Origin of the sequence: Streptomyces sp. NPDC051218, assembly GCF_044455475.1 — a bacterium.
Lineage (GTDB): Bacteria > Actinomycetota > Actinomycetes > Streptomycetales > Streptomycetaceae > Streptomyces.
Map to the genome: position 1 here is coordinate 133,891 of NZ_JBITEU010000017.1, position 11,312 is coordinate 145,202.

Sequence of the window (11,312 nt, forward strand, 5' to 3'; positions counted from 1 at the left end):
AGAGGTGTCCACGTGAGTGTCCAAGTGCAAGCTCCCCGCCCCGAGGACCGGTACGACGAGGCGACGATCGCCGACTTCCGTGCCCAGGGTCACTGGCGGGACGACATCCTGAACGCATACATCGACCAGTGGGCGGCCGAAGGCCCGGACCGGGTCATGGTCACGGACGGATACGGCTTCCTGACCGCCGCACAGCTGCAGAGCAGCGCCTACCGGCTCGCCAGGGCGATGAAGGACCTCGGGGTCACGGCCGGCGATCGTGTGCAGGTCCAGCTGCCGAACTGGAGCGAGTTCGTCATCGCGTACGTCGCGATCGCCCGCATCGGAGCAGTCCTCGTCCCCACCATGCCGATCTACCGGCATGACGAGGTCGGCCATGTCCTCAAGGACTCCGGGGCGAAGGTGTCGATCATCCCGGGAGAGTTCCGCAAGTTCGACTACCCGGCGATGCTGGCAGAGATCCGTACCTCCTGTCCCGGTCTGGAGCACGTCATCACGGTGCGCTCCGGACCGCGCGCGGACATGCTGCGTCTCGAGGACCTCATCACCGGCGACGACCTTCCCACCACCGACGAACTGGGCACGCCGCCGTCCGCCGACGCGCCGCACTGCATCATCTACACCTCGGGCACCGAGTCCCGCCCCAAGGGCTGCCTGCACACCCTGAACACACTGACCTACACCGTGCACGCCCTCGGTGGAACAGTGCTGGGCCTGGGCGCCGACGACGTGATGTTCATGCCGTCCCCCGTCACCCACGCCACCGGCCTCGCCATGGGAGTCGCCGCCCCGCTGATCCTCGGCAGCGGCATACACCTGATGGACGCCTGGGAGCCGAAGGAGGGCCTGCGCCGCATCGCCGAGCACGGCTGCACCGCCAGCATGACGGCGACCCCCTTCGTGCAGATGGCACTTGAGGCGCTGCAAGAGTCACCGCAGGCCGCACAGCAGCTCACATCGATGAGCCGCTGGCTGTGCGCCGGCGCGCCGATCCCGGAGACGATGCTGCAACGATGGTCGGAACACCTGCCCCGATGCACGCTGCTGCCGGTCTACGGTCGCTCCGAGGGACTCCTGGTGACCGCCTGCTCCATCGGCGACACCGCGGACGAGATCCTCTCCTCCGACGGCCGGCCCCTGCCCGGCGTACTCCTGGAGATCCGCGCCCCCGACGGAAGTAAGGCCCCCGCGGGGCAAGAGGGCGAAATATGCCACGGCGGCCCCGGCCTGATGCTCGGCTACTGGAACAACCCGAACCTCACCGACGCCGCCATCGACAAGCGCGGAATCTCGGCATCCGGCGACCTCGGACGGCTCGATGACGCGGGCTATCTCCGTGTCACCGGCCGGATCAAGGACCTGATCATCCGCGGCGGCACCAACATCTCCGCCGCCGAGGTGGAGAACCACCTCATCACGCACCCGCACATCGCCATGGTCGCGGTCGTGGCGGCCCCCGATGCGAGGCTGGGCGAGAAGGCCTGCGCCTTCATCGTCCCCCGCGTCCACGGCCAGGCCCCCACGCTTGAGGAGCTCACCACCTACCTGCGCGACGAACGCCGGATAGCGATACAGAAGCTGCCCGAGATGCTCTGCGTCGTCGATGAGATCCCCATGACGGCGAGCGGGAAGATGCAGAAGTTCGCGCTCCGCGAGCGGGCACGCCAACTAGCCGCTGACTAACGAAGAGTTGACGATGACTACACCACGCCGCTTTACCTTCACCGGCCGGGACGGCACCCAGATCGTCGCCTTCCGGTGGGAGCCGGCCGGAACACCGCGCGCGATCGTGCAGATCACCCACGGCGTCGGAGAGTACGTTCGCAGATACAGCCACGTCGCCGCCTCCCTGGTGGCCGCGGGGTACGCGGTGCAGGGCCAGGACCACCGCGGCCATGGCGCCACGGCCGGCTCCGAGGAGGCGCTCGGCCAGATCGGCGCCGCCGGCTGGACGGAGCTGGTGCACGACATCGGAGAGTTGGCCGCGCTGGGCCGCCAACAATGGCCGGGTGTACCGCTGTTCCTGCTGTCGCACAGCCTGGGGTCGTTCGCCACCCAGCAGTTCCTGCTCCACTCCAGCGACAGAGTGGACGGCGTGGTGCTCACCGGGACCAGCGCGCTCGATCTGCTGGAACCGGCCCTTGACCTGGACGCGGAGATCGACCTCTCGGCATTCAACGCCGGGATCGAGCCGGCCCGTAACGGCTTCGACTGGATCTCCCGCGACGACGGCATCGTCGACGCCTACCTCGGTGACCCCTACTGCGGGTTCGGCCTCGATCCTGAGGGGATGAAGGCGATGGTCGCCGGTGCCCGCGCCGTCGCAGCCCCGGAACGGATGGCGCAGGTACGCGCGGACCTTCCCCTGGCCGTCATGGTCGGCGGCGCCGATCCGGTCGGCGGTCACGGCGAGCTCGTCAAAGCGCTTGTGGACCGCTACCGCACGGCCGGTCTCACGGATGTGTCGCTGCGCGTCTACGAGGGTGCCCGCCACGAAATCCTCAACGAGACGAATCGCGCCGAAGTGATCAACGACATTCTGGGGTGGCTCAATAGCCACACCCCCACCGCAGATTGACGCCGCAATGCCCGGAGCTCCTGGCAGGACGCATGAACGACGTGGGCCGGTGCCGCCCTGCGGATTCGCGGTGGCCCACCTGTGACTGTCGCGTCTTGCCCTGATCAGGCGCCCCTGATCAGGGCACTGCTGGCCCGCCGTTGGGAGTGTCAGTGTGTTCCGGCGCGCAGAGTGAAGCCGCCGTCGACGGGCAGGGTGACGCCTGTGATGAAGGCGGAGGCGTTCGAGGCGAGGAAGAGTGCTGCTTCGGCGACGTCCTGGCTGGTGCCTTGATGGCCCATGGGGACGAGGCTCGCCCGTTGCGCCGCGACGTCTTTGCGGTCGGTGCCGCTGGAACGGGCGACGGAGTCCACGCCCATGGGGGTGTCCATCATCCCCGGAGCGATGGCGTTGACGCGGATGCCGTGCGGGGCGTACTCCAGCGCGAGGCTACGGGTCATGGAATGGACCGCGGCCTTGGAGGTGGTGTAGGCGATGGCCTCGCCGCCGGCGAGCAGTCCCGCCATGGAGGAGATGTTGATGACGGCGCCGCGGCCGCGCTCACGCATATGCGGTAGGACGTATTTGCAGGTGAGCCACATGCCGGTGAGGTTGACCTCGAAGCCGTGACGCCAGGTGGCGGAGGGGAGTTCCTCGGTGCGCCCGCCGGGCACGATGCCGACGTTGTTGTGGAGCACGTCGATCTGTCCGTAGGCGTCGAGGGCGGCCCGGGTCAGATCGGCGCAATCCTCCTCGACGGTGATGTCGGCGCGGTGGGGCCGGGCGGTGCCGCCGTCCTTGCGGATGAGCGCGGCGGTTTCCTCGGCTGACTTCTCGTCCCGGTCGACGACCAGGACGCGTGCGCCTTCACGGGCGTAGGTCAGGGCGGCGGCGCGTCCGTTGCCCATGGTGGCGCCCGGGGTCTGTCCGCCGCCGACGACAACGGCGACTTGGTCGCGCAGACGTGTGCTCACGGCTGCTCCTTCCTGTCCGGCGGGGGTGCCGCACTGTTGGTCGGGGTGTTAGCCAGGCCGGTCACCTGTTCGTAGCCGGTGTCGTGGCCGGTGGCCGTGTCGACGGCCGCGTCGAAGGACGTGGCCAGAGGCCACCCGGCGTAGTAGGCGATCTGAACGGCCATTTCGCGCAGTTCGGCCTCGGTGAGGTCACTGCAGGCCAGGGCGGCCCTGATGTGCAGTGGTGCGTGCAGGCGGTCCTGTCCCAGGACGGCCAGGACAGTGAGGGTGATCAGCCGTCGATCGCGCCGGGAGAGTCCGGGGCGGTCCCACAGGTCACCGAAGATGTGTTGGGCGGACAGGCCGCCGAGCGAGGCGGACGACGTGGCCGGCGGAAGCGGGCATTGCATGACCTCGGCCATGGCGGCCCATCCCCGCGCGGCGCGCTGCTGCGGTGTCTCGGCGACTCCGGCATCGTCAGGGGCGCTCACCAGGTCACCGGCAGTTCTTCGAGCCCGTAGGTCAGGGCGTCGTCGTGGAAGTGCAGTTCGCTTTCGTCCACGGCCAGGCGCAAGGCGGGGTAGCGGTGGAAGAGGCGTGGCCAGGCTTCCTGCATCTCGACGCGGGAGAGGTTCTGGCCCAGGCACTGGTGGATGCCGAAGCCGAAGCCGATGTGCTTGCGCTCCACGCGGGTGAGATCGAGCTCCTCCGGGGCGGCGAAGACGTCGGGGTCGCGGTTGGCGGCGGGCAGATTGCAGATGACGCCCTCGCCGGCCTTGATCAGTACGCCGCCGATCTCGGTGTCCTGAAGGCAGACGCGCCGCGGTTCGGTCTGCACCATGGACCAGTACCGCATCATCTCCTCGGTGGCCGTGCTCTGATATTTCTTCGGGTCCGAGAGGAGGATGGCGCGCTGCTCGGGCTCGCGCAGCAGAGCGAGAATGCCGAGGCCGATCATGTTCGCCGTGGTCTCATGTCCGGCGGCGATGACGAGGACGCCCAGGCCGACGGCCTGCTCGAAGCCAAGGACGCCCTTCTCGTCGACCCAGGTGTTGACCAGGCGGGAGAGCAGCCCGTCATCGGGATCGCTGCGCTTGTCGGCCATGGTGCGGCTGAGGGTGTCCAGCATCGTGCGGTGCGCGGCGAGCTTCTCCTCTTTGGGAAGGCTGAGCTGCACCACCTTTTTCGAGGACTCGTGGATGATGTGCCGCCACTCGGCCGGAACGCCGAGGATCTCGCAGATGACCAGGGTGGGCAGAGCCAGGGCGTACTCCTCGATGAGATCGACGGGCCTGCCCTTGGCCGGCAGCTCGTCCAAGAGCTGGTCGATCAGTTCGACGATGCGGGGGCGCAGCGCCTCGGAGCGCTTGGCGGTGAAGTCGGGGTTGAGGATGCGGCGGATCGGCAGGTGTTCGTCGCCGTCCTTGCGGAAGAAGATGCCGCCCTCGACGACAGGCTGGGCGCTGGAGGTGTTGGGGAAGCCGGGGAGGGTGACATCGGCGCCGAACCGGCCGCCCGGGCTGAGAACCTGCTGGACCTGGTCGTGGCGGGTGATCAGCCAGGGACGGGTGCCGTTCCAGATGGTGACCCGGCGCGGTGCGCCGGCCTCACGGAAGGCAGTGGCGGTCTCCGGCGGAGCGAAGGGGCAGCCGCGGGTGAGAGGGAAAGCGGTGGCTTGTGCCGAGGTGTCCGTGGACATGCGTGTCCTTCAGGTGGGGGGAAGTCTTAGCCGGCGAGGGGAAGGCCCTGACGGGCCTGCTCCCATGGGGCGCGGGCGGCCACCAGGGGCCGCAGGGCGCGTAGTGGGCGGATCATGCCGATGCCCAGGGCTGCGGTGACATGACCGTGGCGCAGGTACAGCGCGGTGAACTTCCGCTCGTGCAGGCTGCCTTCGACGATGTGCATCGCGTCGGCGCCACGGGTACGGCCGTAGATCTGGATCTTCAGGTCGTACTGGTCGGACCAGACGTAGGGCACCGTGTGAAAGGCGGTCGCGGCGGGCCCGGCGAGGATGTTCCGGGCGACGGTCAGGCCCTGCTCGGTGGCGTTGGTGCGGTGCTCGATCCGCAGGCGTTCGCCCGAGTCGGCGTCCGGCCAGGAGGCGACGTCACCGGCGGCCCACACGCCGTGGCCTGCGTGCAGGAACGCGTTGCAGTCGACACCGTTGGTGAGCGACAGGCCGCTGCCGGCGAGCCAACCGGTGTTGGGCCTCGCTCCGATGCCGATCAGGACAGCTCCCGCAGGCAAGATGCGGCCGTCGTCAAGACGTACGCCGGCGGTCCGCCCGCTCTCGGTGATCACTTCCCTCACCAGTGAACCGGTCACTACCCGCACGCCGTGCTCGCGGTGCACCGCTGTCAGCATCCCGCCGACTTCCGCGCCGACGGCGTCCGAGAGGGGCGCGTCCTGGTCCGTGACGAGCGTGACCTCGCAGCCAAGCCCGCGCGCCACCGCCGCGGCCTCCGCGCCCACGAACCCGCCGCCCACGATCACCAAGTGCGGGCGGGCGGCGAGTTCCGCACGCAGCGCCAGGGCGTCTTCCACCGTGCGCAGGGTGTGCACCCCGGCCACACCCTCGGTGCCGGGCAGCGTGCGGGCCGAGGCGCCGGTGGCGACGACCAGTTGCGTGTAGGTCACCTGGCGGTCGTCGGCAAGACGGACGCTGCGGCCCTCGGTATCCAGGGCGACCGCCTCCGCGCCGAGCAGGTGATCCGCCTGAAGACCGGTGTACGTCTCGGGGGTGCGCAGGTACAGCTTTTCCGGCTGCCAGGCACCGCTGAGCAGCTGCTTGGACAGCGGGGGCCGGTCATAGGGCAGATGCGGCTCACCGCCGACCAGTGTCAGCGAGCCCTCGTAGCCGCCGCGTCGCAGCCCCTCCACGGTGGCCAGACCCGCCGCCGAGGCGCCGACCACGACGATTCCGGCGGACACGGTCATACGTGGATCTCAATGGCGGCGGCCGGGCAGACGGACGCGGCCTCACGGGCGGCGTCCTGCTGCTGCGAGGGCGGCTCGGCGTCCAGCAGGACCACCACCCCGTCCTCGTCCCGCTGGTCGAAAACCTCCGGCGCGACCAGCACACACTGCCCTGCACCGCAGCATTTGTCCTCGTCGATCGTGATGTGCATGCGCGTTTCCATTCAGAACAGGGCACGGCGGCGCACCGGCAGGGAGCGTCCCGCGCCGTAACTTTACGAGTATTTATTTACACCTGATTAGCTACTGCCGTAAAGCGTTGGGGCCGTCGCGGTCGACGTCCGTGGCACCCGGAACAAACACTGTGCGAGGCTGGCAAACATGGCCGACCGCACCCGAAGCCCCTCGCCGCCCGAGGAGCCCGCCCTCAGACGCAGACCCCGTAACGCCCGGGGCGAGGGAGACAAACTCCGCGAGGAGATCCTGCAGGCGACGCTCCGGCTCATCGCGGACGAATCCCGGATGCAGATCGTGCCGTTGTCCCTGCGAGAGGTGGCCCGGGAGGCAGGAGTCACCGCACCGGCCATCTACCTGCACTTCGCGGACAAGGAGGAGCTGTCGATCGCGGCCGTACGACGGCTATTCGAGCAGCTCCTCGACGCGATGGACCGGGTGGAGGAAGACTCACACGAGCTTCCACCGGACCGGCGACTGGCCGAACTCGCCCACGTCTACTGCCGGTTCGCCGAGCAGAATCCGCTGTACTTCCGCGTCATGTTCGGTGACCACGACCGGCATCAGAACGAGATGGCACTGCTCGCGGATCGCTGGCGGACCGCCGTCACGCGACTGGCGGCGACAGGCATGCGTCTGACACAGACGCCCGAAGCGGCTGCCGTGTCAGTGTGGTCGGCCGTGCACGGCCGCATCCTGCTCAGGAACAGCGCGGGCCAAGTATGGAACCTGGGCGACGTGCACGACTTCGTCGAGGAACTCACCCGCTCCATCACCACGGCCGATGGCGGCCCACGCGGCTAGGGCGTGTCCGCGAAGTCGTTTGATTGTTCATCCTCGGCGCGAGCGGGGCGACGGAGTGCTTGGCGCCACAAGCTGGGAACGAGTAGAGCGACGCATCATCACCGATCGGAGGCCCATGCCGCACAACGAAGAAGGAGACAGCCCTGCCGCCCTCCTGCCCCTGCTGCGCACCTGTGTGGACCGGCTGCTCTCGACCGCGGCGACGCTGTCGGACGAGGACGTCAAGGCCCTCTCCCTGCTGCCCGGCTGGTCTCGCGCCCACGTCTTGACGCATCTCGCCCGCAGCGCCGACTCGCGCACCCGGCTGCTCACCTCCGCCCGTACGGGCACCGACCTGCCGCAGTACGCCAACGATGAGCAGCGGGAACGGGAAATCGAGGAGGGCGCCGGACGGCCCGCCGACGCCCTCCTCGACGACATGGACAGCGCGCTGCACCGCTTCCTCTCCGCAGCCGACGACCACCCCCCACACGCCTGGGACGTGCCGGTGCGCTGGCTCGGGGCCGGTGTGCGGCCGGTGCGCGGTGCCGTCGCCAGCATGCTGCGCGAGGTGGAGGTGCACCACACCGACCTGAACGCCGGCCACACTCCGGCCCATTGGCCCGCCTCCTTCACCCGCCGCGAGCTGGACGCGACCACCGCGAAACTGCGCACCAACCCCCACGCGCCGCCCATGACGTTGTGCGCCGACGAGGACCAGGTCCCACGGGTACTCGGCAACGGGCCAGGGCCGCGTGTGAACGGCCCAGCAGCCGAACTGCTCGGCTGGCTCACCGGGCGGACCGACGGCCACACGCTGAGCATCGAGCCGCGAGGTCCTTTGCCGCCGCTGCCGACCTGGCGCAGCTGACCGATCGTGGCTCGCCCCAACCGGGCCGGGACGGAGCTCACCATGACCGCCGCCCATCCGGACCGAGCCAACGCCAGGGACCCGGAACTCATCGCGATACTCGGCGCGTTCGTGCTCAACGGCGCTCTGCTTGGCTCGTGGGCCCCTCGGGTGCCGGCACTGGCCGCGCAGATCGGTGCGGATAAGGGTGCGCTGGGACTGTCCCTGCTCGGTGCCAGCGTAGGGATGATCGCCGCTTCGATTCTCGCCGGTCGACTGTGCGCGGCGTTTGGCGCTCGTATCGTGATGACGGTGTCCGGCGTTGCCGGGTCCGCGATGCTTCCGGTGCTGGGGCTGGCGAGGTCGCCCGCGATGCTCGGCCTGCTGCTGCTCGTGCTCGGCGCCATGGTCGGCGGGATGGACGTGGCAATGAACGTGGCCGGCGTGACCGCGACCCGGCGAACCGGACGGGCGATCATGCCGCTTTTTCACGCAGCCTTCAGTTTCGGCACGCTGGCCGGTTCAGTCAGCGCTGCGGTCGCGGCCTGGCAAGGACTGGCACCCAGCCGTCATTTCCTCATCGTCGCGGTGGTCTGCGGCGTTGTCACCATCAGCATCGCCCGCTGGATTCCCGTGGAGAAACGACTGAGAGTGTCCGCTGAGGTCGGGCACGCCGAGCGGGCCCCGTTCAGGCGACCGGCGCTGTGGCTGCTCGGCGGCGTGGCACTGTGTGCCTCGATAGCCGAAGGCGCGACAGCGGACTGGTCAGCACTGTTCGGTGTGCAGGAACGCGGTCTCAGCGAGGCCACCGGCGCCCTGATCTACTCGTGCTTCTCGATCACCATGGCGTGCACCCGCTTGTGCGGTGAGGCGATCCAGCGTCGCTGGGGCGCACCGCGGATGCTCATCGGGGGTGCCGCGATCGGCGGGCTCGGACTGGCCGCCGCAGTCATGGCGCCGTCACCGGCGTTGACCTTCGCCGGCTTTGCTGTCGCTGGTGTCGGTCTCGCGTACGCCTCTCCCGTCGTCATCGAGTTGAGCGGAGCTGCCGGGCGGCGGCCCGATGGGGGCGGCGGCGAACGCGAGGTCGCGTTCGCGACAACCATTGCCTACAGCGGGTTCCTGCTCGGCCCTCCGATGGTGGGCGGCGCCGCCGAGCTGACCAGCCTGCCGGTCGCGCTTGGCGCTGTCGCCGTGCTCGTGTTGTTGATCGGCCCGCTGACCCTGGCCGCCAGTAGCTTCCGGCGCCGAGAGTTGCCGCGGGCCGAGGAATCAGCGGCGAACCCGGCCCGGGCCACACCGATCCGGCGCAACTTCGGCTGAGCACGCCAGCCGTCCACCGAACGCGGGCCTGGCACTGCGAAAGTCACCTGGGGCGGGTATCGAAAGTGCATCTTGAGCCGATATCGACTCGGGGCAGCTGATCGACGGTATACGGTTCCGGACTCGTACCGGTGTTCCGCGGCGGGTGTCCCGGAACGCTACGGGCCTTGCGCTCGGGTGTACGACTTGTTTCGGCGCCGGAGCGGGACGGCGCCCGGCACCGGATCTTCGCCGCACTGCAAGCCCAGGCCGATGCCAAAGAGCTCATCACCTGGGACATCAACGTCGACCCCCCCGTTTGAAAAACGCACGGGCAGCCGCCCGGAAGGCTGCAGAGAATGATCGGCGGCGTGCGGAGGGGCTGCCGGTGGTGTCGTCGGCCGGACCCTGTCGAACGAGCGGCGCGAGCAGCTGGAGGTCATCGACGCGTCCTGGTGCCCGAACTGGCCGGTCACACCAGGCAGCGCTGTTCCAGCTGGTCCGGATGCACCTGTCCACCGGTGAGGCGCCGCCAATTACGGCCTGGATGAATATGTTCTCAACGCGCTGCGCGCGGGCGTCGCGGGATTCCTCGTCAAGGACATCGTGCCCGACGACCTCCTGCACGCCGTACGCGTCGCCGCCCGCAGCGACGCACTGCTCGCACCGCTCGCACCGACCATCACCCGCAAACTGATCAACCGGTACGTCAGCCAGCCGTCCCCGGCCCGGCCAGCATCGGACTCACAGAACTGACGAGCCGCAAACGCACGGCGGTCGCCCACCCATCAGGCCCGCGGAGGTGTAAAGGCGCTGGCCGTCGCGGTACGGGGCGCGCTGGAACCGAGTCCCGCTCCAAGTTGCGCCTTCTGCCGGCGTTTTCGCCGGAGAAGGGGTCGGCGGCAGCGGCGCCGACGCCGCCGATATCAGTTGCCGTGGCGAGCGCGGTGAGTCAGGCGTCCGACATGGGGCGCGCTTCAGCACCAGCGCGGTGTTCTTCGTTGAGGCGTTGGGCTTCTTCGAGTTGGTCTTCGAGGATGACGATGCGGCAGGCGGCGTCGATGGGGGTGCCCTGGTCGACGAGTTCGCGGGCGCGGGCGGCGATGCGCAGTTGGTAGCGGGAGTAGCGGCGGTGGCCGCCCGCGGAGCGCATCGGGGTGATGAGGCGGGCTTCGCCGATGGCGCGGAGGAAGCCTTGGGTGGTGCCGAGTATTTCGGCGGCCCGTCCCATGGTGTAGGCGGGGTAGTCGTCGTCATCGAGACGGCCGATCGAGTCGTCTGCTGTCATTTCACCTCTCTATGAACCGCTCTGGGAACGCGTGGAGGGGCCCGGGTGCAATGTGGCACCCGGGCCCCGAAGGAACTGCTACACCATCTGCCGACCCTAAAACTGCGTCGGCCTTCTGTTTCCGCTGACCCGACCGAACTGCCGTCGGGGATACGGGGATCGCGGTTGCTTGACCGGAGACCACCTCACTATCGATGTCCTGCGGTACCCGGACTCAAGACTGCGGTCCGGGCGATCCTGATGGCGCCTGGCTCCTCCGTTCTTTCCCTCTGAACCAATTCGAACTTGTACTACTGATACTGCGTACTGCTCGTGGCCTTGTGGTAGCGCCACGCTTCGGCAGCCAGCCCCGTCGCCTCTCCTGCATCTGCGCTGGCTTAGAACCCCACTGCCGAACTTCCCGGCACGCGCGCCGCAGCCTGACGCCTT

General features: G+C 68.8%; 11 protein-coding genes and 1 pseudogene. 6 read left to right on the top strand and 6 right to left on the bottom strand.

Going from position 1 to position 11,312, the window contains the following annotated elements; translation table 11 throughout:
* Positions 1 to 12: 12 nt before the first annotated feature.
* Positions 13 to 1,683 (top strand): AMP-binding protein, encoded by a 1,671-nt coding sequence (locus ACIBCK_RS37740; RefSeq protein ID WP_399397736.1) that lies wholly within the window; start codon positions 13 to 15, stop codon positions 1,681 to 1,683.
* Positions 1,684 to 1,696: 13 nt separating this feature from the next.
* A complete protein-coding gene (locus ACIBCK_RS37745; protein ID WP_399397738.1) occupies positions 1,697 to 2,578 on the top strand; it encodes a serine aminopeptidase domain-containing protein in 882 nt (293 codons plus the stop codon).
* A gap of 149 nt (positions 2,579 to 2,727) precedes the next feature.
* Here the strand turns inward: ACIBCK_RS37745 and ACIBCK_RS37750 are convergent, their stop codons facing one another.
* The 5 genes from ACIBCK_RS37750 to ACIBCK_RS37770 are packed head-to-tail and all read right to left on the bottom strand — an operon-like array spanning position 2,728 to position 6,638.
* Positions 2,728 to 3,531 carry an SDR family NAD(P)-dependent oxidoreductase gene (locus tag ACIBCK_RS37750; protein ID WP_399397740.1) on the bottom strand — a complete coding sequence of 268 codons (804 nt, stop codon included), beginning with the start codon at positions 3,529 to 3,531 and terminating at the stop codon, positions 2,728 to 2,730.
* Positions 3,528 to 4,001 (bottom strand): carboxymuconolactone decarboxylase family protein, encoded by a 474-nt coding sequence (locus ACIBCK_RS37755; RefSeq protein ID WP_399397741.1) that lies wholly within the window; start codon positions 3,999 to 4,001, stop codon positions 3,528 to 3,530. The genes ACIBCK_RS37750 and ACIBCK_RS37755 overlap by 4 nt, the downstream gene beginning before the upstream one ends.
* Positions 3,998 to 5,209 carry a cytochrome P450 gene (locus tag ACIBCK_RS37760; protein WP_399397743.1) on the bottom strand — a complete coding sequence of 404 codons (1,212 nt, stop codon included), beginning with the start codon at positions 5,207 to 5,209 and terminating at the stop codon, positions 3,998 to 4,000. The genes ACIBCK_RS37755 and ACIBCK_RS37760 overlap by 4 nt, the downstream gene beginning before the upstream one ends.
* Positions 5,210 to 5,235: 26 nt before the next feature.
* Positions 5,236 to 6,447 carry an NAD(P)/FAD-dependent oxidoreductase gene (locus tag ACIBCK_RS37765; RefSeq protein ID WP_399397745.1) on the bottom strand — a complete coding sequence of 404 codons (1,212 nt, stop codon included), beginning with the start codon at positions 6,445 to 6,447 and terminating at the stop codon, positions 5,236 to 5,238.
* A complete protein-coding gene (locus tag ACIBCK_RS37770) occupies positions 6,444 to 6,638 on the bottom strand; it encodes a ferredoxin (RefSeq protein ID WP_399397747.1) in 195 nt (64 codons plus the stop codon). The genes ACIBCK_RS37765 and ACIBCK_RS37770 overlap by 4 nt, the downstream gene beginning before the upstream one ends.
* A gap of 169 nt (positions 6,639 to 6,807) precedes the next feature.
* Here ACIBCK_RS37770 and ACIBCK_RS37775 point away from each other — a divergent pair, with 169 nt between their 5' ends.
* The 4 genes and pseudogenes from ACIBCK_RS37775 to ACIBCK_RS37790 form a co-directional block, all read left to right on the top strand.
* Positions 6,808 to 7,464, top strand: coding sequence for a TetR/AcrR family transcriptional regulator (locus tag ACIBCK_RS37775; RefSeq protein ID WP_399397748.1), 657 nt, complete (start codon positions 6,808 to 6,810; stop codon positions 7,462 to 7,464).
* Positions 7,465 to 7,579: 115 nt separating this feature from the next.
* On the top strand, positions 7,580 to 8,314 hold the full coding sequence (locus ACIBCK_RS37780; protein WP_399397749.1) for a maleylpyruvate isomerase family mycothiol-dependent enzyme: 735 nt from the start codon (positions 7,580 to 7,582) through the stop codon (positions 8,312 to 8,314).
* A 42-nt stretch (positions 8,315 to 8,356) separates the two neighbouring features.
* The gene (locus ACIBCK_RS37785) at positions 8,357 to 9,616 is read left to right on the top strand and encodes an MFS transporter (RefSeq protein ID WP_399397751.1); all 1,260 of its coding nucleotides are present in this window, start codon (positions 8,357 to 8,359) and stop codon (positions 9,614 to 9,616) included.
* A gap of 513 nt (positions 9,617 to 10,129) precedes the next feature.
* Positions 10,130 to 10,377: pseudogene (locus ACIBCK_RS37790) on the top strand (DNA-binding response regulator); the annotation flags it as partial.
* A gap of 170 nt (positions 10,378 to 10,547) precedes the next feature.
* Here the strand turns inward: ACIBCK_RS37790 and ACIBCK_RS37795 are convergent.
* Positions 10,548 to 10,883, bottom strand: a complete 336-nt coding sequence (locus ACIBCK_RS37795) for a MerR family transcriptional regulator (RefSeq protein ID WP_399397752.1) — start codon at positions 10,881 to 10,883, stop codon at positions 10,548 to 10,550.
* Positions 10,884 to 11,312: the final 429 nt, after the last annotated feature.

Bases quoted from the DNA above. Each gene is read 5' to 3' on its own strand.
- ACIBCK_RS37780 (WP_399397749.1), top strand. From the start codon at position 7,580: ATGCCGCACAACGAAGAAGGAGACAGCCCTGCCGCCCTCCTGCCCCTG.
- ACIBCK_RS37745 (WP_399397738.1), top strand. From the start codon at position 1,697: ATGACTACACCACGCCGCTTTACCTTCACCGGCCGGGACGGCACCCAG.
- ACIBCK_RS37770 (WP_399397747.1), bottom strand. From the start codon at position 6,638: ATGCACATCACGATCGACGAGGACAAATGCTGCGGTGCAGGGCAGTGT.
- ACIBCK_RS37760 (WP_399397743.1), bottom strand. From the start codon at position 5,209: ATGTCCACGGACACCTCGGCACAAGCCACCGCTTTCCCTCTCACCCGC.
- ACIBCK_RS37795 (WP_399397752.1), bottom strand. From the start codon at position 10,883: ATGACAGCAGACGACTCGATCGGCCGTCTCGATGACGACGACTACCCC.
- ACIBCK_RS37775 (WP_399397748.1), top strand. From the start codon at position 6,808: ATGGCCGACCGCACCCGAAGCCCCTCGCCGCCCGAGGAGCCCGCCCTC.
- ACIBCK_RS37765 (WP_399397745.1), bottom strand. From the start codon at position 6,447: ATGACCGTGTCCGCCGGAATCGTCGTGGTCGGCGCCTCGGCGGCGGGT.
- ACIBCK_RS37785 (WP_399397751.1), top strand. From the start codon at position 8,357: ATGACCGCCGCCCATCCGGACCGAGCCAACGCCAGGGACCCGGAACTC.